Below are 24,449 nucleotides of genomic sequence, written 5' to 3' on the forward strand. Positions count from 1 at the left end.
CACCGATTGCGCAATGAAGATGACTGGCGGAACTCAGGATGCGTGCCGTGCCTGGGTATACACCATGCCCGAGGCCGTCCGAAATTACATCCGGTATGCGAATTGCACCCAGAAAGCACGCGGCGCCATGGGCAAGTCGTTCGGAATCGTTCCCGGTGCAAGGGACGGCTCCAGCACCATGGCGTTGAACAAGTTCCGCACAGAAGCGGCAATCGTCCATTGCCCGCCATCCAGCTGGCTGCGCGCAGTGAAATCCACCGTCGTGTAATCCGGAACAGGAGGCCTGGTATCGCCGACAGCGCGCTTGCGGTCCATGACGCGATTCAACTGGGAGCTGAAACGCCATCCGCTCGAGTAGCGCCAATCCGCCCGCAAATAGACACGATGATGTGGGGCATAACCTGCGTCCTGGCCTGTCAGCTCGTCGATGGACTTCTGGTACGAGTAGTTGCCCGTCAGCCGTACATTGCGGCTGAAATCCCACATTGCCTCGAGTTCCATTCCCGAGCCGTGCTGGCCGCCGGTATTGTTGTACGTTGCGCCTGTTCCCGGTACTGCATTGGGCACAGTGCGAATGATGTCGTCCATGTCGTAGCGGAAGAAGTTCAGGTTGACCTGTGTATCCTTTCGCGCCTGCCAGGAAAACGCCGCCTCGATCGTTTTGTTGGTTTCCGGTTGCAAGCTGCTATTGCCGCGCGCGACCGGATTATTGATGCTGTACTCCTCGTTAAACGAAGGTGCGCGGAATGCACGGCCATACAACAGCTTGGCGGTGAGCTCGAGCGATGCGTCCCACACCAGTGCCAGGCGAGGGTTGGTCGTGCTGCCAAAATCGGAATACCTGTCGTGGCGGATGCCTGCGGTCAGCGCCCAGTCCTCGGCGATACGCCATTCATCCTGGGCATACAGGTACTTCACGGTTCGGCGGTGCGGCGTCAGGAAAGGCGCAATCGACGTGTAATCCCTGACGGCGCCATCCGGTACCGGAACGCCTGCGGGGCTGAATATGAAGTTCTTGATTTCCCGTGTTGCATACAGGTCGAGGTCCTCATAGCCCAGGCCGAATCGCAGGCTGTGGTACTTGAATCCGTGATAAGTGGCAGATGTCGACAGCCTGTATTGGCGTTCGGATGTCTCGGGGGCGCCGATCATCCCGCTGGCGAATGTCCCCGTGGGGAAGGTCACGCCCGGCGGGAAGAGAACTGCCGGCACGGGAAAGCGCTGCCTGTACCCCATGTAACTCAAGGTGACATTTGTCGCCCATGACGACGCGACCTGGGGGTCCGTCCATGAAAGATCGGACATGATGCGCTCGCTCTTGCCTCGACCGACAGGATCGAGTGCAGAGCCTACGCCGATACCTGTGCCCATATCGTCACGCAACTTGTAACTGCTGCGCCAGCGCCACTTCTGGTAAGAGAGGTCGAGGCTGCCGTCGAGCGCTTCCTGCTGGTTGTTCGAGAATCCCGGCGCGAGGCTGGCTCTTGTCCCGAACGCACGGTCATTGCGCGACGCGGCATCTGCAGAAATGAGTCTCTTGAAACCGTCCGTGCTTCCAACCCTGAGGTAGGCAGCAACCTCGACCGGCCCTGCGTTACCGCCGTGCAGCAGCCAGGCGTCCTTGGTATTGAATGATCCGGCACGCACGCCAACGCTGGTCCCTGGCGTATCTGCGGCGGTTTTGGTAATGATATTGACGACACCGGAAAAGGCGTCTGAACCATAGAGCGCCGACCCGGGGCCGCGGATAATCTCGATCCTGGCTACATTCTCCAGCGGCAGGCCTCCCCAAAGGTTGCCCTTGTTGCCGATGAAGAGCGTAGTCACGGGAATGCCGTTCTGAAGCATCAACACCTGCGGTGTGAACTGGCTCATCACACCGCGCATTGTATATAGGGGGGAATTGAAGTTGGCGCTGCGATTGACATGCAGGCCCGGGACCGTTTCCAGGACTTCGTCGAGGTCGACTGCGCCGATGGCGGCGATGTCTTCAGCCGTAATGACCGTCGCGACCGCCGGCGCTCGCCGGATGTGCTGCTGGGAGCCTGTCGCGATCGAGACAGTGAACTTGTCGCCGTAGATCGACGCCAGGTCTTCCTCGTCATTGACTTCGGCATGCGCCATGGAGGCACATGCCATGGCAACGGATAGGCAGATTGCCTTGGGTATCGTCGTTCGCATTCCTGCACTCCCCTGTCGATCTTTATTATTTGGCTCTCGACATCCCTACGAACACTCCAACAGCTTATTCAGATCGCCATTGACGTACGGGCGGTCCCTCATACTTTACTCCGTCGCATGGTACCGGAAAAACAGTGCCTTCAGGCTTTTCTGTCGCTTCCAGATAACAGGGAGGCATACCTGCAACAAACAGGGGAACACGGAATACCTGAAAGTCGGTTTTCGTGAACCCCATGTCCGCACAGAGGGAAGAAGTCATGGCGGCGTAATTCATGCGGAGGCGCGGGTGTCGTGCAGTTAGCATTCTCTCAACCTCCTTGGCGATTCTGAAGTGAGGTCCTTGATCGAGGCTCAGCTCGTGCGCCAGTCGTTCGAGCCAAGGCAAGCGTTCATCCGTCGTCTCGGGAGTCGGCCTGCCGTAGCCGAAAATCTTCCCCTCCTGTTTCACGAAGTCCGCCAGGTTTCCGCCCGAGCTGACGTGCTGCTGCGCACGCAGGAAGAAATCGATGGCCCGCACGCCGGGATACCCCCCGTAGATCGACGCTTCCGACACCGCCATCCCGGCCGATATCGCCAGGCCCGGCGTACTCCTGGCAGTGCCTGCCATGGCGGCGACGCGATTGTTCCAGAGACGGGCATCCGGATAGCTGGTATAGACCAGGATGCCGTGCAGGAGCTTCATTTGTTCCGGTGTAAAGCGCTTTCCGGTCACCCCGAAAAGATAGAGCTCCACCCAATCCATGTGCCTGAGATCGGCATGCAGGTCGTGCCCCCGGAACACGGCCCTGCTGCCAGCCCAGAACGCACCCATTTTCGTCCGCAGGGTGCCCACGTTTTGTTTCAGGATTTCCGGGCCGCTCATGCCATCCCCTTTGCCGGATCGTTTTCAACATCGATGGAATAGAACGGAAACTTCCTGAAACCATATCCTTTCTGCTCAAGCGCATGTGCCGCCGCCCCGGGCAGGCGGAGCAGCAAATGCAGCATTTCGCCTTCCTCGGACGAGAAGCCCAAATCGTGATAGGCAGCGGCAGCGGCGCCAGCAAGGCTTAACGGCCGTCCGGCCGCGCGCTCCAGCGCATCTGCATTCGAGGCCAGCCAGGGCAGGTGCGGGCCGGGACTGAGACGTGCGAAGCACGCCATTGCCATGTCAACCACGTCACTCCTGCAGACGCCGTGCGGATCGAACCCCGGCTGATGCTCAAGGTCGGGCCAAATGTCCAGCGTGCGCGCCGGTCCGCCTTTCAGGAACGACTCCCAGGCCTGAAGGTCCGTACCGTATTCCTGCCAGGCGCGAAGGGCAAGGAGCACCTCGCGCCCGCCGGAGATTCCTCCGGCGCCGGCCGCGAGTGCCGCAACCAGCGTTGAAGCGGCGGTGGAACCGCATACTCCCGCACACATCGCCGCATGCACCGAGGGATCCCGCGGCCCGGGATTGGCCATCGCCACAGCGACGGCCTCGATCAGGCCGGCTTGCTGTGCCGAAGGCGCCTCGCCGCGAAACAGCAGGTAGAGCATCTCCACCCAACGGGCATTTCCGAGCATCTGCCCGAAAACGTCGTACCCGAAACAGTATGCCGCCTTCGCTGCGAACGGATTGTCCGCTTCCGGCTCTTCCTTCCAGATTCGGGTATGTATGACATCAACCGGCACAAAGTCGCCGCTCATTCGCTTCCCTTTCTCAAGTGAGACTCATACCGCCATCAACGACGATTTCTTCTCCTGTCATGTAGGAAGAATCGTCGGAAGCGAGAACCAACGCAATCCTGGCAATCTCTTCCGGGCTGCCGAATCGCTTCATCGGTGATTTGACTTCAATTTCCTGCTTTTTCGCCCGCAGCATTTCCTCGGGGAGACCGAATCGGTCAAAGATGGGTGTGGCGATGGGTCCTGGACAAATCGCATTAATGCGTATCCCGCTTTCGGCGAGGGCGAGGCTCAGCGACTTCACCAGTGAAGAAAGCGCGGCCTTGGTCGCCCCATATATTGAGAAATGCGGCGTTGCAATGCGGCCGCTGATCGATGTGGTGACGATGATGGATGCTGGGCGGGACAGTATCGGCAACGCCTTCTGGATCGTGAAGAAAGCGCCCTTGAGATTGATCTCTGCGATCTCGTCATACTGCGCCTCGGTGACTCCACCGAGCGGAGAGGCCTTGGCAACGCCTGCATTCACAAAAAGAATGTCGAGCTGGCCGAAATGCTCTCGCACCCGCTGGATCGCGGCGTCGATCGAGTCGAGATCCCTGACGTCGCTGCGTATCACCAGGGTATCGGCGCCCAAGGATTGCTGCGCCGCTGCCAATCCCTCCGGGTCGCGTCCGGTGATTGCCACACGCGCCCCTTCATTCAGGAACAGCTTTGCCGATGCCAGTCCGATGCCGCTGGAACCACCAGTAATCAGTACAGTCTTGCCCTTTAGTTTGCCCACAAGATAATTCTTTAAAGATTGTTCGCCAATACCCGCATGCGGACATTCATCGGCGGCACTTCTTCCGCGTCGATCAGCACATCCAGCACCGTCGGTCCCTTGCGTGCGCAGATCGCCTCGACATCCAGCTTCGCCATGTCTTCGGGTGACCGGATTGTAAACGCCTGCGCGCCCAATGCGCGACCGAGTGCTGCAAAATCCGTCGGCGGCAGGTCGCAACCGATCTGTTCGGCCTTTGCCAGCCTCTGGCCGTGCTTGACCATGCCCAGCGCGCGGTCGTTGAGAACGACGAACACGATCGTCTGCTGCTCCGCGACCGCAACCGAAATCTCCTGCCCGTTCATCAGCAGGCTGCCGTCACCGGTGATGCAAACGATCGGGACATCCGGGTTGGCCGCGGCAGTGCCCACCGCCCCTCCGATCGCCCAGCCCATGGGCGCAAAGTTCATGTTCACGCGCAGCCATCCCCCTGGGGTACGGCGGCGCCCGGCTGTCCGCTTGCGTTCACCACCGAGGAGCCGGCGCTCGCCGACGCGCCGGTCGCGCGGATGCAGGTAGTGGGTGGACCAGGACACGCTGTTGCCGGTATCGGCGAGGAAGCGCGTGGTCGGCGGGAACATCAGGCCAAGCTCGCGCATCAGCCGCTGCGGCTTGATCGGCGTAGCGTCGCTCAGGTATTTGTCCATGTCCGACAGCATGCTGTCGGGATCGGACACCTTGACCTTGACTTCCCGCGACACGCGGCGGCGTTCGATCTCGTAGGAAGCATGCTTTTCTTCATCGTGCAGGCGTTCTACCAGGCGATTGAATACCGACAGGATGCGGCCGCGCACATGCAGACGTGCCATCGGCGTGCGCGCCAGGTTGTCCTCTGACTCGTCGATATGCACCAGGCGCTCGTTCAGCAGGCTCTCGCTCCAGCCGCCGCTGTTCCACTCGCCCATGCTTGCGCCGACGGCGAGAATCAGGTCAACCGATTCGTCGCGCAATGCAGCGTCGGCCGAGACATGGCCACCGAAACCGAATACGCCGCGGAACAGCGGGTGATGCGGACTGACCAGGCCCTTGCCGTCCGGCGTGGTGACGAAGGTGGCCCCCTTCAATGCCGCGAACTGCAGGATGGAACCGGCCGCCTCGCCGCACCAGCCGCCGATCAGCAAGACCACCTTCTTCGCATCCACGATCATGTGGTAGAGCGTGTCGACGGCATCGTCATCGATCATCGACGATGGCGCGAGCAGTTGCCGCAGGTCGTAGGACGGTGCGGCCGGCATACTGGGGCTGCGGAACACATCGACAGGCACTGTCAGGTGCACCGGCCCGCGCGGCGCGCGGGTGGCACGCTGCAGCGCTGCGATGAGCTTCGGCTCAAGCTGCTTGGGATGCGAAATCAGGGAGTTGTAGCGCGTGCAGTGGCGGAACATGCCGAGGACATTGATGCCGGTACAGGCCGACTCCTGCAATGGATGCTTGCCGAATGCAGGCAAGGCGGGCTGGCCGGTAATGACCAGCATCGGAATATTGTTGTCGTAGGCGCCGGCCACGCCGGTAATGAGATTGGTCGCTCCCGGGCCCGAGGTGGAACAGCAGACACCGATGTTGCCCGTCTCGCGTGCATAGCCATCGGCCATGAAGGCCGCGCCGGCCTCATGCCGCGCAAGGATGTGGCGTATGCCTCCACGCCGCTGGCTCCTGGCAAGTGCGTTGTACAGCGGCTCGATGGCGCCGCCGGGTACGCCGAACACATATTCGACGCCTATCTGCTCAAGATAGGCCACCAGCAAGTCGGCTACTTCAACCTCATGACTGGTTGCGATGTCCCGTCTCTCCTGATCGCCTTCGGCAGCATGCTGCACGGGCAAGATGTTGGTACGCATGTCGGTTTTCCTTCGGCGGCATCTGCGCCTTTGAAATTTTTTTTGGGTGATGGCTGCAGGCGAAACGCCGACAGCCATTGTCTCTATTGCCAATCAGCAATAGTACTCCAAAATAACATGACCAACTAGTTGATTTTTAAAGGGAAAATTTCAAAAAGTGCAAACGCTCACCGTGCGTAACGGGGTCTATATAGTTGCTGCCGGCCATGCGCACTCGTCGCTGAAGCAATAGCATCCTTTTCCCTGCTGCTTGGCCCGGTACATGGCCTGGTCGGCCTGGCCTAGCAGCGTTTGCGCCGAAGGCATCGTTGTTGCCGCACCGCTTGCGGAGGCGATGCCGATACTGGCCGACAGGCGTATCGCGTGGCCGTCGATGTCGCTGATCGCATGCAATTCCTCCAGCACCGCCTCGGCGAGGCGTGCGGCGCCGGCAGGTACGCCGACTTCATTCATCAGGATCACGAATTCGTCCCCGCCCAGGCGGGCGAACGCATCCTCCTTGCGCACATGTTGCCGCAGCCGCAATGCAACCTCCTGCAGAGCGCGATCTCCCGCGGCATGACCGTAGGTGTCGTTGATCGCCTTGAAGCCGTCGAGGTCGATGAACATCAGCGCCACGATCCAGCCGCGCCGCTCGGCGCGTACCATGGCCTGCTCGATCTGATCCAGCAGGTGCCTGCGGTTGATGAGGCCGGTGAGCGTGTCATGCGTTGCCAGCTCTTCCAGCTGTGCAGACTTGCGGGCCAGTTCCGCCGTGCGCTCTGCCACCCGCTGCTCCAGCGTCTCGTTGGCGGCCTGCAGGCTGCGGTTGACCCTGGCGATCACCTTGTAGCTGTGCATCAGGCGCCAGGCCGCATAGGTCAGCAGGGCCAGCAGGAATCCGGAATACACAAAGAGATACAGGCGGTAGAGCTGCTTCTCGTGCAGCATCTCCTGGAAGGCGTCGTCGAGGGCAATGTTCAGCGCATCGATCCGCGCGGCGGTGGGCGTGCCGGTGATGCGCGCGATCAGTGCGTCTTCGACCGCACGCTGGCGCAGGATGATATGGGCATGCCGGCTCATCAGGGCGTGCTGCTCCTGCAACGCTTCGGGAATGCTCTCCTGCCTGCTGTCGAGACGCGCGATGGCAACAGAGATCCGCTCGCCAAAATCCTTTTCCGGCATCAGGTTATAGAGAAGGATGTCGGTCAGCAGGCGATCGATGTCCGCCTGCAGCGTGCCGATGCTTCGTTGCTGCCGCATCAGCGCCTTGAACTCCTCCACCGCGGTCGGAAAGTAACGCAGCGAGTTCTGCAGCACGGCGTTCTGCGATTTGAACTGTTCGACCAGGTCTTCCTTGTCCACGAAGGCCTGCTCCATCGCATACAAGGCTTCCTCGAGCGTGCTGCCGTGCCCCATCTTGATGCCGCGGATGAGTCGTTCGCGCAGTTGCCGCGCGGCAGGCAGCGGCGTAGTGAGCGGATCGTAATTGCTGTGCAGGCCGACGCGGGACTGCAGGATATTGGTATTCCATTCGGCATCGAGCTGCTTCAGATCACGCAACGCGGGCACGACCTCGTTCTGCATTTCGACATCGATTGCCTGCGTCTGGTAGTAGAGATAGCCGGAGATGGCCAGCAACGCAGCAAAGCCGAGCCAGAGCAGCGTGATGCGCGGCGACTTCATTGCGCGGGCCCCGGTTGCGCGTGCGCCGGCAGCGTGCCGGTCAGCGTATGGAGGAACTTGACGATCAGCGCCTTGTCTTCCTGCGGCGCCATGCGGCCCAGCTGGTACTTGATCATCACGTCGACCGCTTCCTCCAGGGTACGCGCCGAGCCGTTGTGAAAATAGGGCGCGGTCAGGGCCACATTGCGCAGGCTGGGCACCTTGAACACGAACTTGTCGGATTCGCGCCGGGTGACGTGATAGCGGCCAAGATCGGATTCCTGCAGCACGCCGTCCCGCCCCAGGTACGGCCGCACGGCGCCGAACACCTGGAACATGTTGCCGCCGACATTGATGCCCTGGTGACAGGCCACGCATCCATAGCTCTTGAACCTGGCATAGCCCTGCTTTTCCTCGGCCGAGATTGCATCGGCGTCACCGCGCAGGTAGGCATCGAAGCGGGAAGGCGTCACCAGGGATCGCTCGAACGTCACCACCGCATCGGTGACATTCCTGCGGTTCAGTCCATCGGGATAGGCATTCTTGAAATCCCGGACCATGACCGCATCCTTGGCCAGCTTCGCGAGGATGCTGTCCCAGTTGGAGTCGAACACATTGGGATTGGCGATGGACATGTCGACCTGATCCTCAAGCGAATCGGCCTTGCCGTTCCATAGCTGCCGGAAGTTGAAGCGGGTGTTGAACACGGTCGGCGAGTTGAGCGGCCCGGTGCGGCCGTCGACTCCGGGCGACCGTGTCCTGCCGTCCGCGCCGCCCTTGCCGAAGTCGTGGCAACTGGCGCAACTGACCTTGTTGTCGCGCGAAAACCGGGTGTCGAAGAAGAGCCGCTTGCCGAGCGCCACGCGCGCCGGATCGGCGTCCACCTTTTCAGGCAAGGGGCGGATCGGTTCGTCCAGGCGCGCGGCGGCGAGCGCGCCGGCAGCAACACAAGCCCCCGCCAGCGCAATGACGAATCTGTGCGCGCTTGCCGCGGCAGCACGCCGCGGAGGCTGGACGAAATGAGCTGTCGGAGTCACTCTTACAGAATAGCAAGAATCCCGACAAGCGAGTTTCAAATCGGTAACGGGCGGCAAAATCCGCAACAGTGCCAGCTACGGATGCATCCTTGCCTGATTGACAATCTCAACCACTGCCTCCACACGCGCCGCCTGGATAGCCGCCGGGATGCGTTTCGGCTGGTCGGCGTGCAGGCGTGCGATCTCGCCGGCATTGACCGAAGTAGCAGCGGCCAATGCCTGCTCCAGGTAGGCACGCTGCGGAAAATCACGGTCCTCGAAACCCGCGCGCCCGCGATGGTCGCATTCGGCGGCATGCAGCATGTCGACAAAGCGTGCCGGCTTGCGGAATGCGTCGCAGCGTTCGAGGAGCTTGACGATGGTGTCGGCGCGCAGCTCGAAGGCGCGCGCGATGTTGCCGTGCTCGCGCGCGGTCATGACAGCGAGGTCGCGGCAATCGTTGGGAATTTTCAGGCGCTTGCAGACCTGCTCCACGAGGTGCACGCCCTGCCCTTCGTGTCCATGGTGTTTCGGCCATGCATCCGGCGGCGTCGCGCCTTTGCCCAGCTCATGCATCAATGCGGCGCAGCGCACGGGAAGGTCGAAGCCTTGGCGAGCCGCACGGTCCACCACCATCATGACGTGTACGCCGGTATCGATTTCGGGATGGTGCTGTTCCGGCTGCGGCACGCCCCACAGCACATCCAGCTCAGGCAGGATGCGCGCAAGCGCGCCGCACGCACGCAAGACCTCGAACATGCGCGAGGGCTGGGCTTCCATCAGGCCGCGCGAGATCTCCTGCCAGACGCGTTCCGGCACGAGCGCGTCCACTTCCCCCGCCGCCACCATGGACCGCATGAGCGCATTCGTTTCCGGCGCAACACTGAAACCGGTAAATCGCGCAGCGAAACGCGCAACGCGGAGAATGCGTACCGGATCTTCTGCGAAGGCTTCCGACACGTGTCGGAAGACGCGTGCCTGCAGGTCGGCCTGGCCGCCGAAAGGATCGACGATGCTGCCATCTTCGGCTTGCGCCATCGCATTGATCGTGAGGTCGCGGCGGACAAGATCCTGTTCCAGCGTCACGTCGGGCGAGGTATGGAAGACAAAGCCCTTGTATCCGGGCGCGGTTTTCCGCTCGGTGCGCGCCAGTGCGTATTCCTCGTTCGTTCGCGGATGCAGGAATACCGGAAAGTCCTTGCCCACCGGACGGAAACCCAATCCCACCATCTCGTCCGGCGTCGCGCCGACGACCACATGGTCGTGGTCCTGCACAGGCAGGCCCAGCAAGGCATCGCGTACGGCACCGCCGACGACGTAGGTCTTCATCGCAGTCAGTCCGCGCATTCAGTCCGGGTAGCTGTCGTACTTCTCCAACCGGTCGGTTTCCTTGAGCGCGCCATCGATCCACTGTGCCACGGCGGGATGGGCGACAACGCGGTCGACGTAGGCCTGGATAGCCGGCGGCAGCCAGACGCCATAGGTGCGGAAACGCATGACAACCGGGGCGAAATACGCGTCGGCGATCGAGAAATCGCCGAACAGGAAATGATGCGGTCCCGATCGCGCCAGGCAGTCTTCCCAGATCTCGCAGATGCGCGCGATGTCGGCCTGCGCTTCCGGCGTGCGGCCTTTTCCGGGAAAGCTGGCACGGATGTTCATCCACATGGCCGTACGCATGCCCGTAAAGCCGGAATGCATCTCCGCGCAGATGGAACGCGCTACGGCACGCGCCTCGACATCGCGCGGCCACAAGCCCTTGTCCGGGAACTGCTCCGCAAGGTATTCGCAGATCGCCAGCGAATCCCAGACGGTCGTCTGCCCCGCCACCAGCACCGGCACGCGTCCTGCGGAGGTGTACTGGGCGATCATCGACGATGTTTCCGGTTTGCCCAACGCAATGCGCACTTCCTCGAACGGAATGCCGAATGCCTTCATCGCCACCCATGGACGCATGGACCAGGAGGAATAGTTCTTGTTGCCGATGACCAGTTTCAGGCCGGCCTTCTCGGCGGCGTTGAGGGTTTGCGACAAGGTCGGGTCGAGTTCTGTGCTTTGCATGCTTACAGTCCGTTGTTCGATTGTTTTCCGCGGCTTCGCCTGCTGCGTGCCTACCGGGCAGGATGCATCGGGCAGCGATTGCCGCAGTGCGGAATTCGAGGATAAAGCTTTTGCGCGACTTTGCCAAACCGGCAAAGCCTGTCTCGCCTACGCCGCTGCCGTTCCGTAGCGTGTCCTGCCACGCAGGTAGTGCGGTGCGATGGCTTCGATGGAGCTCCATTCGATGCCCAGCTCGTCCGCAAGCGGACTCTTCCGGATGTTGTCGACCTGCATGGAGTCAAGGTTGTCCCTGCTCATCAGGGGGCCGCCGGGCAGGTGTTCCAGGAAAAATGCTTGCACGCGCGCGAAGGCATCCGGCACGCCGATCACAGGGCGCCGGTGGCCGGAATACTCGCCGGCCAGCCGGACCAGCTCGCGCAAGGTATAGACTTTCGGCCCGGCCAGTTCATACACCTTGCCGATGGTGCGGTTATCCTGCAGGGCTTTGACGAAGGCGCGTGCGACGTCCTCGACGTAAACCGGCTGGAACTTCGCATCGGCGCCGGCGAGCATCATGACCGGAAGCATCCTTTGCAGCGAGGCGAACATGTTCAGGAAGCGGTCGTTGTCGCCGAACACGACCGAAGGCCGGAAAATCGTCGTCGCCACTTCAGGCGAGGAGGTGGCCGCCGCTTCGCCGTCGGCTTTGGAACGCAGGTACATCGACGGGGCGTCATGCGCTGCTCCCAGCGCGCTCATGTGCAGGAAGCGCCGCACGCCGTTGCGGACACACGCGGCGGCAATCCTCTGCGGCAATTCGACATGCGCCCGGGCGAATTCGGCGCCATAGCGCGATCCGCTTGGACCCGGTTTTCCATGCAGGATGCCGACGAGGTTGATGACGGCGTCCTGGCCGTGCATCAGCCGGTCCAGCGCCATGTCATCGTGGACATTGGCCTCGACGACCTGTTCGACGTCCGGCAGGAGCAGCAAATGCGTGGCATGCCCTTCGCGCCGCGTGGGCACCGTGACGCGGCAGTCCGCGTCGACCAGTTTGGCGATGATATGGCTGCCGATGAAACCGGTGCCGCCGATGACCAGGACGTTACGGTATGCCATGTTGCCCTCCGTGATGGTTCGAGCAAGGCCGCATTCCCTCCGCCGCCTCCATCATTCTTTTTACTCCAGTGTGGCGCGGTCTTCAACGTGCGCTTGTCTCTCTCGCACGCATTTTCCGGAAACCATGATCGCGGTCAACGGCGCATGCGCCAGAAGCAAAAAAGCCGCATCCCGGCGGATGCGGCTTTGTATGGACTGTGGCAATTCCGCTCAGGGCAGGTCGCTGGCCACGTAGCCCTTCGGTGCCACCGTCCCCAGGCGCGCCTTCAGCGACTGCGGCTTGTCCTCGAACAAGGCTGCGTAGTAGGTCGCGTTGGACAGTACCTTCTTCACATAGTCGCGCGTCTCGGTGAACGGAATCGACTCGGCGAAGATGGCCCCCTCGACCGCGCGTGAAAGCGTCGAGCGCCACGCACGCGGCCGGCCGGGACCGGCATTGTATGCGGCGGTCGCCAGTGCCTGCGAGCCTTCAAGGTCGTGCAGCACCATGTTCAGGTAATTGGTGCCCAGCGTAATGTTCGTGTTGACATCGTTGACCTGGTGCTGCGCAAAGTTGCCCATGCCGATCTTGCGGGCGACGAATTGCGCAGTTGCCGGCATGAGCTGCATGAGGCCGGACGCGCCGACGTGCGAACGCGCATTCATGATGAAGCGCGACTCCTGGCGAATCAGTCCGTAGACCCAGGCCATGTCGAGGCTCAGCCTTTCGGTCGCGGCGTGCATCACATCGCGGAACGGCGTCGGGAAACGCTGGGTGAAATCGAATTCCGACTTGGTGCGGTCGGAGGTGTTCACCATGCGGTCGAGCACATTCTTCTGGCGCGCGAATTCCGCGGCAGCGAGATGCTGGCGCTCGTTCATCTTGCGCAGCTCCCAGTTCCACTCGCGGTAGCCTTCGAAACGCATGTTCAGGTCGAAGAGTTTGAGCGCCCGGCGGAAGCCGGCGTTCTCGGCCATCGGCGCGACTTCTTCCTGCGTCACCGGCTTCGCGCGCGGCGGAATGGTCACTTTCCTGCCCAGTTCCTCAAGGGCGAGCTGGCCATAGAAATTGGTCTGGTCGGCAATGGAGCCGAAGAGCTTTTTGGCCTCTTCCTGGTTGCCTTCCGCATGCTGGGCCCGGCCCATCCAGTAGATCCAGGCCGCATCGTTGCGCAACGATGCCGGCATCGCCTCGATGGTGGATTTCACCAGCTTCCATTCTCCGGCGCGCAGTGCCGCGCGCGCTTTCCACTGGTAGCCGTCCGGCGACAGCACGGTGCCGTTCGTGCGATGCCAGTAGACGATCGCGTCCGGCGCCAGCTTCATGGAGGATTGCAGTGCGATTTGCGCCCAGGCGTGTTCGCGCTCGCGTTCGTTGAGCTGCTCCGCGGATTTGACCAGTGCGCTGACTGCGCGCGAAGGATCGTTCTTTGCACTGCGCCCGAGCGCGAGAATGAAAACCTCGCGCGAGGCGCGATTGCCTCCGGGCCCACGCGCAAGAATGGTCTCCGGCTTCTCATATGCCTGGACCAGGACGTTCTCATTGACCTCGGTGACCGGCGCCATGCGACGCAGGGTATTGGCAAAGCCGGACTCGCCGACCATGCGCACGTAGGTCCACACGTCGTCGAGCGTGAACTGGTTCACCTGCACCAGGGTCGCAATCATTGCCGGGCAGGCTTCGCCGTAATTCTGCGTGTTGACCAGCACGGCGCGTGCGTCGTCCTTCACGTCCTGCCCCTTGAGCGCCTTCGACATCAGTGCATAGCACTTGACCTGGTTATCGTCATTCAGCACGAACTGCGGGTACAGATCGTCGAACAGCGTCCAGTTGCGCGCACGGCCGAGCTCCAGGAGCCAGTCGTTGCGCAGCCGGTCCGCGATCGCCGTACCGTCGTAGCGGGTCAGATAGTCGCGGATTTCCTGCTCGCCGGCGGCATTGATGCGCGGCCGCAGGCGGTAATAATCGACATAGGAGGGAATGGCATAATTGCCAAGACGGGATGCCAGTTCCGCTGCACGCGGGGCGTCGCCATTGCGCGAAGCCTCGCGTAGCGCCATGAAGACTTCGTCGTCATTGGCAAAGGCAGCAGGCTTTTTCGCAAGCGCAGCCGGGGCAAACAGCACCGACGTGGCTGCGGCAAATGCAATACCTGCAATCCATTTCATTTGAAACATCTATTTGGACCTTCAATACACTCGTTCTACGTCTTGTAGGATAGCATGTGACCATGCCGGACAACACCGCACAAAAAGCCGCCCTGCGGCGTGAGCTGCTTGCGAACAGACAGGCGATCGCACCCGAAGTTCGAAATGCGATGGATGCCGCCATCGCACGGCACGTCATCGCCTGGCGAAATGCCCATCCTGCCGGCATCCTGGGCGTGTATTGGCCGATCCGGGGCGAACCGGATTTGCGCGGATGCTATGCGGCGCTCGCCGAGCAGGGGGTGCTGCTGGCACTGCCCATCGTGGTGGACCGGGATGCGCCGCTGCGTTTCCTCTCGTGGATGCCGGGTGATGCGATGATCAAGGACAGCTTCGGCGTCGCCATCCCCGCGTCAGGCGAGGAAGTGCAACCGGATGTGCTGTTGATTCCCTGCGTCGGATTCAACGAACAGCGGTATCGCCTCGGCTATGGCGGCGGTTTCTACGACCGCACCCTCGAAAAGGCCGGACGCCCTGTCACCGTCGGCATCGCCTACGACAGTGCACGCGCACGCTTCGACGCCGACGCCCACGACGTTCCGCTGGATTACCTCATTACCGAAAAGGAAAGCGGAACGCCGTAACGCATGACCGGCGTTCCTTGCCATCCCGATCAGCCCGCCGACAGGTTCAGCCGCTTCCAGAGCGCGGTCGTGGCCGCAGCCTGGTTAAGCGAATAGAAATGCATGCCGGGGACGCCTCCCGCCAGCAGGCGCTCGCACAGTCCGGTCACGACATCGAGGCCGAATGCCTTGATGGACTCGGTGTCATCCCCGTAACTCGCCAGCTTCAGGCGAATCCAGCGCGGGATCTCCGCCCCGCACATGTCGGAGAAGCGCATCAGCTGCGAGTAGTTCGTGATCGGCATGATGCCGGCAACGATGGGCACGTTCACGCCGGCCTTGCGCGCCTCGTCCGCAAAGCGGAAGTAGGCATCCGCATTGTAGAAGTACTGGGTAATGGCCGCGTTGGCGCCGGCATTCACCTTGCGCACGAAGTTCTGCAGGTCGTCCTGCGGCGACTTCGCCTGCGGGTGCATTTCCGGATAGGCGGCGACCTCGATGTGGAACCAGCCGCCCGTCTCGGCGCGGATGAATTCCACCAGTTCGTTCGCATAGCGGAATTCGCCCGCTGCGCCGTACCCGCTGGGCAGGTCGCCGCGCAGGGCGACGACACGGCGGATACCCTTCGACTTGTACTCGTCGAGGATGGCGCGGATGCTCTCGCGCGTACCGCCGACACAGGACAGGTGCGGCGCCGCATCATGCCCCTCGCGCTTGATCTCGAGGACGGTTTCCAGCGTGCCCTTCTGCGTCGAACCGCCGGCGCCGAAGGTCACCGAAAAGTACTTGGGATTGAGCTCGGCCAGTTTCGCGCGCGTCGCGCGCAGTTTTTCCACGCCTTCCGGGGTCTTCGGCGGGAAAAACTCGATACTGAAATTTTTCTGTGTCATGGTTACTTGAGTATCAAGGCAGACAAGGCCCACGAAATCAGGCTGTACAGGATCGCCGCCACCATCGCCGACCAGAACCCCGCCACCTGGAAGCCGCCGACGAAATTGGCGACCGCCCAGAACAGGAGTCCGTTGATGACGAAGATGAACAGGCCGAGCGTCAGCACCGTGACCGGCAAGGTCAGCAGCACCAGGATCGGGCGGATCAGCACATTGACCAGCCCGAGCACGAGCGCCGCGACCAGCGCGGTCGTAAAGCTTTCGACGCGGACGGATTGCATCAGGTAAGGCAGCGCAAACAGGGCCGCCGCATTGATCAGCCAAGTGACAAGCAGGCGCATGGTTTTCCTCCCTAGGGTCAACCTTCCATGGCGCCGGACCGGTTGCGGTCAGGCGCGCTTGCTTCGTGGGGACGCATCCTCCGCCATCGCGGAGGATTTGCCGTCTTAGTAACGGTAGTGGTCAGCCTTGTACGGGCCGTCCTTCTTCACGCCGATATAGGCAGCCTGCTCGTCGGTCAACTGGGTGAGCTTCGCGTTGAGCTTCTTCAGCTGCAGGCGCGCGACCTTCTCGTCCAGGTGTTTCGGCAGCGTGTACACGCCGACCGGGTACGCAGCGGTGTTGGTGAACAGCTCGATCTGCGCGATGGTCTGGTTGGCGAAGGAAGAGCTCATCACGTAGGACGGATGGCCGGTGCCGCAGCCGAGGTTGACCAGGCGGCCTTCGGCCAGCAGGATGATGCGCTTGCCGTCCGGGAAAATGATGTGGTCGACCTGCGGCTTGATGTTCTCCCAGGTGTACTGTCGCAGCGCGGCGACTTCGATTTCATTGTCGAAGTGGCCGATGTTGCAGACGATCGCCTGGTCCTTCATCTTCTTCATGTGCTCGTGCGTGATCACATGGTAGTTGCCGGTGGCGGTGACGAAGATGTCGCCGTGTTCGGCGGCGTATTCCATCGTCACGACACGATAGCCTTCCATTGCGGCCTGCAGCGCGCAGATCGGGTCGATTTCGGTGACCCAGACTTGCGCGGACAGTGCGCGCAGTGCCTGTGCCGAACCCTTGCCCACGTCGCCGTAGCCGCAGACGATGGCGATCTTGCCGGCCACCATGACGTCGGTGGCGCGCTTGATGCCGTCAACCAGCGATTCGCGGCAGCCGTACAGGTTGTCGAACTTGGACTTGGTGACTGAGTCGTTGACGTTGATCGCCGGGAAAGCGAGCTTGCCTTCCTTGTGCATCTGGTACAGACGGTGCACGCCGGTGGTGGTCTCTTCGGTCACGCCCTTGATCTGCGCCAGGCGGGTCGAGTACCAGTTCGGCGATTCGGCCAGCTTCTTCTTGATCGAGTTGAACAGGCAGACGGCTTCGTCGGAATCCGGATTGGCCAGCACGCTCAGGTCCTTCTCGGCGCGGGTGCCGAGGTGCAGCAGCAGGGTCGCGTCGCCGCCGTCGTCGAGGATCATGTTGGAATAGCCGCCATCCGGCCATTCGAAGATGCGGTGGGTGAAGTCCCAGTATTCGTCCAGGTTTTCGCCCTTGAAGGCGAACACCGGGGTGCCGTTGGCGGCGATGGCCGCTGCGGCGTGGTCCTGGGTGGAGTAGATGTTGCAGGAGGCCCAGCGCACTTGTGCGCCCAGTGCTTCCAGCGTCTGGATCAGCACGGCGGTCTGGATGGTCATGTGCAGGGAGCCGGTAATGCGCGCGCCCTTGAGCGGCTGCGATGCGGCGAATTCCTCACGGATGGCCATCAGGCCGGGCATTTCCGTTTCGGCAATCTTGATCTCCTTGCGGCCCCAATCGGCCAGGCTGAGATCGGCGACAAAAAAATCCTGCTGGGGATTTTGCTTAGATGCGGGATTCGAGATAACGGCGCTCATCACGCCCTCCTTTCCTGGAAAATTAGAAAAAAGTAACGTGAGCGCCGTTGCGAAAAAGAAATCCAAGCCTGACACGATTCGCGGAGAACCGTGCTGCAACGCTCCTTGGAGCCTGAATTATAACTCAGGGAAATCAGGCAAAACTCAACAAACTTCAGTGGTCGACCAGTGCTTTGTTCGAGGTGCGCTGGATCGGCGAAGACTTTCCTGCCGGCACGCTGCGCTCGATCCACGACAGCATATCCCGCCAGATGCGCTGCACCTCGTCCTTCGGCGGCATCGCCAGCGCGTTCGGCAGTTCGATGGTGATGACCGGTACATTCTTGTGCATGCCGCCATAGTTGCCGAGAGATCCAGGGTAAACCCCGACCCGGCTGTAATACAGGCGACCGAACTGCCGCGGCGGCTTGGCCGGGCCGTCGAAATCCAGCACGCCGAAAGGCGCATGGACGGAAATGATCACGTGCGGCTTGAAGCGCTCCATTTCCGCATTGAGCCAGCGGCTTTCCGGCTCGGAAAGCGGCGACTGGCCGGGGAAGCGCCGCGGGTCGCCGCCCGTCGTTTTCATCCAGTAACGCTTTGCATCCTGCTCCCAGCCAGGTGTCGGGAAATTGCGGTTCAGGTCGACGCCGTTCGCATTGACTCGCTGCGGCTTTGGCGCCATCAGTCCGTCCGGATTGACCACAGGCGCCACATGCCAGTGGAAGGTTTGGGCCGCAGGTGTCTGCAGCGCCTGCATCCACTCGAACACGATGGCCGCGGCGGTCAATTCATCGCCGTGAATCCCGCCGAGCAAGAGGACGCGCACAGGCTCGCCGTGCTTGCCGGGCTTCGCGGGCGGAATGGAGCGCATCAGGATGGGAAAACCGTTGCGGGAGGTCGCGCCCGAGGGCTGGAGCCCGCTTCGCTGGCAAGTTGCGACATTCACGCCGGGAAGACGCGGAATGAGACGCTTGCACCATTCGGCCTGCTGGGCAGCGTTGGCCGGGGCAGCAAGCGCGGGAACGCAGGCTGCCGCAGCAATCAGCGCAGCGGCGTTGCGGATCAATCGCACGATATAACTTCGTCCAAAAATAAAATCGGGCCTGCCCGAGAACTTACTCGAAACAGGCCCTTTCCGCTACTGCGCGTAGCGGTGTTACTACAGTCCGGCCGCTGCACGCAGCGCCTGTGCCTTGTCGGTACGCTCCCATGAGAATTCCGGCTCTTCGCGGCCGAAGTGGCCGTAGGCAGCGGTCTTCGAGTAGATCGGACGCAGCAGGTCCAGCATCTGCACGATGCCCTTCGGACGCAGGTCGAACAGCTCGTGCACCAGGACGGCCAGTTGTTCATCGCTGATCACGCCGGTGCCGAAGGTGGTGACCATGATCGACGTCGGCTTGGCGATGCCAATTGCATAAGAAACCTGGATCTGGCAACGCTTGGCCAGGCCAGCAGCCACAATGTTCTTGGCGACATAGCGGCCGGCATAGGCTGCGGAACGGTCCACCTTGGACGGGTCCTTGCCGGAGAATGCGCCGCCGCCGTGGGGGGCTGCGCCACCGTAGGTGTCGACGATGATCTTGCGGCCGGTCAGGCCGCAGTCGCCCTGCGGGCCGCCGATGACGAAACGGCCGGTCGGGTTGATCAGGTAGCGGGTATTCTTCAGCCACTCAGCGGGCACGACCGGCTTGATGATTTCCTCGATCGCGGCTTCCTCGATCGCCTTGTGCTCCATCTCCGGGCTGTGCTGGGTGGACAGCACGACGGTGTCGATCGCGACCGGCACGCCGTCGACGTACTTCAGCGTGACCTGGGACTTTGCGTCCGGGCGCAGCCAGGGCAGGCGGCCGTCCTTGCGCAGTTGCGACTGGCGCTCGACGATCCGGTGCGAGTAATAGATCGCGGCCGGCATCAGTTCCGGCGTTTCGTCGCAGGCGTAACCGAACATCAGGCCCTGGTCACCGGCGCCCTGGTCGAGGTCGATGCCCTTGCCTTCGTCCACGCCCTGCGCGATGTCCGGGGATTGCTTGTCGTAGGCAACCAGCACCGCGCAGCTCTTGTAGTCGATGCCGTAGTCGGCATTGTCGTAGCCGATGCGCTTGATGGTGTCGCGGGCGACGTGGATATAGTCGACGTTGGCGGTGGTGGTAATCTCACCGGCGAGAACGACGAGGCCGGTGTTGCAGAGGGTTTCCGCCGCTACGCGTGCCTTCGGGTCTTGCGCCAGGATGGCGTCGAGGATCGAGTCGGAAATCTGGTCCGCGACCTTGTCGGGATGGCCTTCGGAAACAGATTCGGAGGTGAAAAGAAATTCATTTGCCACGTGCAGGCTCCTATTTGATGAAATTGCTGACCATGTCGCGGCCAACACATTGAGCCTGCGACGCTTTAGCGAGATTTGTATTCCGCCTCGCAAGTTGTCTGTTAACTCGGCGGGTACAGCGATATGATATTTTACGCCTCTTCAAAAGTTTCTCAACAATTCCCTCCGCAAAATTGATGCTTGTCAGACTTTTCCGCCTGCTGTCCGGTTTGCCGCTGCCGGTTCTTCACGGCCTGGGCTCGGCACTCGGCTGGCTGGTCTACCTGGCGTCGCCATCCTATCGGCGTAGGTTAAAAGACAATATTACGCGCGCCGGTTACGCGGACTCGCTGTCCGCCGCGATTTCCGAAGCGGGCAAGAACATCCTCGAACTGCCCTTCGTCTGGTGCGCGCGCGCGGAGCGGGTCCTGGCCACGGCGCATATCGAAGACTGGGACGTGGTGCAGTCGGCGCTCGACGCGAAGCGCGGCATCATTTTCCTGACGCCCCACCTCGGATGCTTCGAAATCCTGGCGCAAAAGGTGGCAAGCATCGTCCCTGTCACCGTCATGTACCGCCCGCCGAAGAAGTCGGCGCTCAAGCCGCTGGTCGAGGATGCGCGCGCGCGCAACAACCTCGGTCTTGCTCCGGCCACGATGTCGGGCGTGCGCACGCTGCTCAAGACGCTCAAGCAGGGCAAGCTCATCGGCATCCTGCCCGACCAGGTTCCCCAGGAAGGCGAAGGGGTATGGGCCAACTTCTTCGACAAGCCCGCCTACACCATGACGCTGCCGGCCAAGCTGCGGCAAATGACCGGCGCGCCGATCATCCTTTCCTATGCGGAACGGCTCCCGGGCGGCAAAGGCTTCGTGCTTCGCTTCGTGCGTTTCGATGATGAAATGTCCGGCACGCCCGAGCAACAGGCACGCGCGATCAACGCCGGCATGGAGGCGCTGATCGCACGCTGCCCATCGCAGTACTTCTGGAGTTACAACCGTTACAAGGCGCCCGATGGCATCGCCGGGCCCGGGGACGCGCAATGAGGCTGCTTCTTGGCGTGATGTGGCTGCTGCACTGGCTGCCGCTGCCCCTGCTGGCGCGCATCGGCGAAGGTGTCGGTTCGCTGCTTTTCAGCCTGGTGAAGTCGCGCCGCCATATCGCGCTCACCAACCTGCGCCTGTGCCTGCCGCACCTCTCCGAAGAGGAACGCCATGCGATTGCGAAGAAGCACTTCCAGGCCTATGCGCGCAGCGTGCTGGAGCGAGGCATCCTGTGGTGGGCGCCGGAATCCCGCCTGCGCCGCCTGATCCGTGTCGAGCCGCGCGTGCCGCTCGACACCATCCAGTCGGGCCCGACCATCCTCCTTTGCCCGCACTTCGTATCGCTGGATGTGGCCGGTGTCGCCACCATGCTGGAGACGAACCTCTGCTCGATCTATACGAAACAGCAGAACAAGGTATTCGACGAAGCCCTGCGCAAGGGCCGCTCGCGCTTCCGGCCGGTGCGCCTGTTTTCGCGCGGCGAAGGCGTGAAGCCGATCATCCGTGCGATGCGGGAGGGGCTGCCCTTCTTCATGCTGCCCGACATGGATTTCGGCGAGAAGGATGCGGAGTTCGTGCCCTTTTTCGGCATTCCGGCGGCCACGCTCACGGCCCCGGCCCGCATCTCGGGGGCAACAGGCGCCAAGGTCGTGCCGGTGATCGCGACTTACTTACCGGATTACCAGGGTTGGAAAGTCGCCTTCCATCCGCCTTGGGAAGACTATCCGGGCGACGACGTGGTGACGGCCACGCGCCGCATGAATGCCTTCATCGAGGACCGCGTGATGGAAGCGCCGTCCGAATACTTCTGGGCGCACAAACGCTTCAAGACCCGCCCGCCGGGCGTTCCCGGCGTGTATGGCAAGCCCCCGCCCTGATGCGCCACCGACGCCGGGCTATAATCCGGGAATGAAGCTCAAATTCACCAAAATGCACGGCGCCGGCAATGATTTCGTCGTGATCGACGCGATCAGCCAGGACATCCACTTCACCCCCGAGCAATGGAAAAAACTGGCCGACCGCCGCTTCGGCGTCGGCGCGGACCAGATGCTCGTGGTTGAAAAGCCAAGTTCGCCCGGCGTCGATTTCCGTTACCGCATCTATAACGCCGACGGCGGCGAAGTCGAGCAATGCGGCAACGGCGCCCGCGCGTTCGTCAAATTCGTGACCGACAAGGGCCTGACCGGCAAGCGCGCGATCAAGGTCGAAACCATGGCCGGCGTCATCGAGCCGAAGCTGGAAGCCGACGGCCGCATCACGGTGGACATGGGCGCCCCCATCCTCGATCCGGTGCGCGTACCCTTCGACGCTACCGGCCTCGAAGGGAAGCGCGAAGGCGATGATACGCTGTGGCCGCTGGAGATCAACGGCCGGACAACGTGGATTTCCGTCGTATCGATGGGCAACCCGCATGCGGTGCAGGTGGTCGAGGCGGCGCAGACTGCCGCGGTGCATCTGGACGGCCCGGTGATCGAACGCCACGCGCGCTTTCCCAGGCGCGTCAATGCGGGCTTCATGCAGATCGTCGATCGCCACTCGATCAAGCTGCGTGTATTCGAACGCGGCGCCGGTGAAACGCTGGCCTGCGGCACCGGCGCGTGCGCAGCGGTCGTTGCCGGTATCCGGCGCGGCCTGCTCGACTCGCCGGTCAAGGTTTCCACGCTGGGCGGCGAGCTTTCGATTGCCTGGGCAGGGGCGGACTCCCCGGTCATGCTTACCGGCCCCGCCGTCAGCGTGTTCGAAGGCGAAATCGATATCTGACCCCTCACCCCAGCGTCTTCAACCGGTAGAGGCGCTGGCGGAAATTCCCCTCCGCCCCGGCAGGGGCACGCTCGAACTTCGCAATAACGCGATCCAGCGTTGCCCGCTCTTCCGCCGTTTGTACCAGGATCAAGCGCCGTTTGCTATGCGGATGCTCTGCGCGCACATCCACGACGAGGCAGTGTCTGCGGTCGGCGGTCTTCGGGTCGATCAGCAAGGCTTCGGAACGCGACAGCCCGAAACAGGCTGCAAGCTCCAGGCGCGCCACGAGCAAGGATGCGCGTTCGGCAACGGAACGCGACACGCGCTGCAGGATGGCTTGCGCCCACGCAGCGGGCGTCGCGCGCGCGGCGATGCGCTCCAGCATGGATGCCGCCTCTGACACACCCCGAGTGCGCGCCTTCAGCAGCCAGTCAACGGCACGCACATCGTTCGACGCCCCCTCATGTCTTGCGCGCCACGCGGCCACGCCGAGTTCGTACTGCGCCATGCCGTGGCCTGCCGCGGCAGCCTGCTCGAGGCAATGCCGTGCTTCGTCGGGATTGCGCTGCGCGCATTCCGGCTTCTGGTAGATCTTCGACAGCGCATACCATGCCTCCACGAATCCCTGACCGGCCGCAAGGGACAGCCAGCGTATGGCGCGCTTGTAGTTCGCCGCGCCGGGCACCGCTTGCATCCGTTTGCCGTCGGCGTCCATGCGTGCCAGCCAGAGTCCGAGCACGTACTGCGCCTGGCCGTCGCCGGTTTGCGCCGCCCATTCGAGCACGCGGGTGACCGCAGCGGGTTCGTCCCCGCCGCCGGCGGCCATTGCATGGGCGGTACGCAGCACAAGGGCCACCTCCCGTTCCACCGCAGCCCCTGGAGGCGGCGCCGATGCCACCACGTCGCCGACAATCGGCCGCGCCCACTGCAGGAAGCCGGCGAGATCGCCCTGTGCCCAGGCATGGTCGGCCATCGCATATCTCGCGTCGGCGACACCGCTGCGGGCCGCCCGGGCAGCCCATTCAAGCATCGCTTCGTTGTCGGCGCCGTCCTGTCCCGGCGCCGGCCATGTGCCGACGGAATCGGCTTCGCCATGCCCCGCCGACTGCGCCAGCATCCACTGCGCCTCGGCAATGCCGGCGTGCGCCGCCGCTTGCAAGGCGCGCTGGGCCTTGCAGCGCAGCGCCTCACTGACTGCGCCCTGCGGCTGGCCGAGCACCAGCTTTGCCAGCACAAGTCCCGCCTGTGCGATGCCGGCGTCGAAGGCGCGTTCGTACCACATCAGGAGCTTGCCCGGCTGGGTCGCGCTTTGCGCGGTTTCGAACGGGACATGCTGCCCGATCAGCATCCACGCATCCGGCTCATCCTGCTGCGCGGCGCGGTCGAGCCAGTAGAGCGCCGTGGGCAGGCTTTTCGGCAGGCCGGCGCCGCCGAAGAGATAACGCTGCCCCAGCTTCAACTGTGCCGCCGCCTCGCCGGCCCGGGCGGCACGGATGATGAGGAGATCTTCGCGGTTTGCCATGCTGTTTCCCGCCGGTGCCTGTGGCTGCATGC

The 24,449-nt window shown here is 62.5% G+C and carries 21 protein-coding genes and 1 riboswitch; of the genes, 4 read left to right on the forward strand and 17 right to left on the reverse strand.

Annotation, left to right across the window (positions count from 1 at the left end):
- Positions 1-84: 84 nt before the first annotated feature.
- The 11 genes from AC3WOY_RS09720 to AC3WOY_RS09770 all read right to left on the reverse strand — a co-directional run bounded on the left by AC3WOY_RS09720 (position 85) and on the right by AC3WOY_RS09770 (position 14,465).
- Complete coding sequence (locus AC3WOY_RS09720; protein WP_492423145.1) at positions 85-2,181, reverse strand: TonB-dependent receptor plug domain-containing protein; 2,097 nt, start codon at positions 2,179-2,181, stop codon at positions 85-87.
- Between the two features lie 64 nt (positions 2,182-2,245).
- A complete protein-coding gene (locus tag AC3WOY_RS09725) occupies positions 2,246-3,043 on the reverse strand; it encodes a citrate/2-methylcitrate synthase (protein ID WP_492423147.1) in 798 nt (265 codons plus the stop codon).
- A complete protein-coding gene (locus AC3WOY_RS09730) occupies positions 3,040-3,849 on the reverse strand; it encodes a citrate synthase family protein (RefSeq protein WP_492423149.1) in 810 nt (269 codons plus the stop codon). The genes AC3WOY_RS09725 and AC3WOY_RS09730 overlap by 4 nt, the downstream gene beginning before the upstream one ends.
- Positions 3,850-3,862: 13 nt before the next feature.
- On the reverse strand, positions 3,863-4,612 hold the full coding sequence (locus tag AC3WOY_RS09735) for an SDR family oxidoreductase (protein ID WP_492423151.1): 750 nt from the start codon (positions 4,610-4,612) through the stop codon (positions 3,863-3,865).
- Between the two features lie 11 nt (positions 4,613-4,623).
- A complete protein-coding gene (locus AC3WOY_RS09740) occupies positions 4,624-6,489 on the reverse strand; it encodes a thiamine pyrophosphate-binding protein (RefSeq protein WP_492423153.1) in 1,866 nt (621 codons plus the stop codon).
- A gap of 186 nt (positions 6,490-6,675) precedes the next feature.
- Positions 6,676-8,154 carry a DAHL domain-containing protein gene (locus tag AC3WOY_RS09745; RefSeq protein WP_492423155.1) on the reverse strand — a complete coding sequence of 493 codons (1,479 nt, stop codon included), beginning with the start codon at positions 8,152-8,154 and terminating at the stop codon, positions 6,676-6,678.
- Positions 8,151-9,170, reverse strand: coding sequence for a cytochrome-c peroxidase (locus AC3WOY_RS09750; protein WP_492423157.1), 1,020 nt, complete (start codon positions 9,168-9,170; stop codon positions 8,151-8,153). Before AC3WOY_RS09750 ends, AC3WOY_RS09745 begins: the two co-directional genes overlap by 4 nt.
- Before the next feature lie 75 nt (positions 9,171-9,245).
- Entirely contained in the window at positions 9,246-10,478 is a 1,233-nt protein-coding gene (locus AC3WOY_RS09755) for a multifunctional CCA addition/repair protein (protein WP_492429251.1), read from the reverse strand.
- Between the two features lie 18 nt (positions 10,479-10,496).
- On the reverse strand, positions 10,497-11,210 hold the full coding sequence (locus AC3WOY_RS09760; RefSeq protein ID WP_492423159.1) for a glutathione S-transferase family protein: 714 nt from the start codon (positions 11,208-11,210) through the stop codon (positions 10,497-10,499).
- A 147-nt stretch (positions 11,211-11,357) separates the two neighbouring features.
- Complete coding sequence (locus AC3WOY_RS09765; protein WP_492423161.1) at positions 11,358-12,308, reverse strand: complex I NDUFA9 subunit family protein; 951 nt, start codon at positions 12,306-12,308, stop codon at positions 11,358-11,360.
- Positions 12,309-12,518: 210 nt separating this feature from the next.
- On the reverse strand, positions 12,519-14,465 hold the full coding sequence (locus tag AC3WOY_RS09770; RefSeq protein WP_492423163.1) for a lytic transglycosylase domain-containing protein: 1,947 nt from the start codon (positions 14,463-14,465) through the stop codon (positions 12,519-12,521).
- 53 nt (positions 14,466-14,518) lie between these two features.
- Between AC3WOY_RS09770 and AC3WOY_RS09775 the strand changes: the two genes are divergently transcribed.
- Positions 14,519-15,079, forward strand: coding sequence for a 5-formyltetrahydrofolate cyclo-ligase (locus AC3WOY_RS09775; protein WP_492423165.1), 561 nt, complete (start codon positions 14,519-14,521; stop codon positions 15,077-15,079).
- A gap of 29 nt (positions 15,080-15,108) precedes the next feature.
- Here the strand turns inward: AC3WOY_RS09775 and metF are convergent, their stop codons facing one another.
- From metF to metK, 5 genes are all read right to left on the reverse strand, one after another.
- Positions 15,109-15,948, reverse strand: coding sequence for a methylenetetrahydrofolate reductase [NAD(P)H] (gene metF, locus AC3WOY_RS09780; protein WP_492423167.1), 840 nt, complete (start codon positions 15,946-15,948; stop codon positions 15,109-15,111).
- Positions 15,949-15,950: 2 nt separating this feature from the next.
- Positions 15,951-16,289: a phage holin family protein gene (locus AC3WOY_RS09785; protein WP_492423169.1), complete on the reverse strand. Its 339-nt coding sequence runs from the start codon at positions 16,287-16,289 to the stop codon at positions 15,951-15,953.
- Positions 16,290-16,394: 105 nt separating this feature from the next.
- Positions 16,395-17,828 (reverse strand): adenosylhomocysteinase, encoded by a 1,434-nt coding sequence (gene ahcY, locus AC3WOY_RS09790; protein WP_492423171.1) that lies wholly within the window; start codon positions 17,826-17,828, stop codon positions 16,395-16,397.
- Positions 17,829-17,860: 32 nt separating this feature from the next.
- Positions 17,861-17,941, reverse strand: a riboswitch (S-adenosyl-L-homocysteine riboswitch).
- A gap of 41 nt (positions 17,942-17,982) precedes the next feature.
- Entirely contained in the window at positions 17,983-18,882 is a 900-nt protein-coding gene (locus tag AC3WOY_RS09795) for a M14 family zinc carboxypeptidase (RefSeq protein WP_492423173.1), read from the reverse strand.
- An 87-nt stretch (positions 18,883-18,969) separates the two neighbouring features.
- Positions 18,970-20,133: a methionine adenosyltransferase gene (gene metK / locus AC3WOY_RS09800; protein ID WP_492423175.1), complete on the reverse strand. Its 1,164-nt coding sequence runs from the start codon at positions 20,131-20,133 to the stop codon at positions 18,970-18,972.
- A gap of 176 nt (positions 20,134-20,309) precedes the next feature.
- Between metK and AC3WOY_RS09805 the strand changes: the two genes are divergently transcribed.
- From AC3WOY_RS09805 to dapF, 3 genes are read left to right on the forward strand one after another with little or no spacing between them, the layout of a single operon-like run.
- Positions 20,310-21,155: a lysophospholipid acyltransferase family protein gene (locus AC3WOY_RS09805; protein WP_492423177.1), complete on the forward strand. Its 846-nt coding sequence runs from the start codon at positions 20,310-20,312 to the stop codon at positions 21,153-21,155.
- Positions 21,152-22,030, forward strand: a complete 879-nt coding sequence (locus tag AC3WOY_RS09810; RefSeq protein WP_492423179.1) for an LpxL/LpxP family acyltransferase — start codon at positions 21,152-21,154, stop codon at positions 22,028-22,030. The genes AC3WOY_RS09805 and AC3WOY_RS09810 overlap by 4 nt, the downstream gene beginning before the upstream one ends.
- Before the next feature lie 31 nt (positions 22,031-22,061).
- Positions 22,062-22,913, forward strand: a complete 852-nt coding sequence (gene dapF, locus AC3WOY_RS09815; protein WP_492423181.1) for a diaminopimelate epimerase — start codon at positions 22,062-22,064, stop codon at positions 22,911-22,913.
- A gap of 4 nt (positions 22,914-22,917) precedes the next feature.
- On the opposite strand, the gene AC3WOY_RS09820 is transcribed toward dapF, so the two are convergent.
- Positions 22,918-24,417, reverse strand: a complete 1,500-nt coding sequence (locus AC3WOY_RS09820; protein WP_492423183.1) for a tetratricopeptide repeat protein — start codon at positions 24,415-24,417, stop codon at positions 22,918-22,920.
- Positions 24,418-24,449: the final 32 nt, after the last annotated feature.

Source organism: Noviherbaspirillum sp. FW303-A3, from assembly GCF_058788695.1.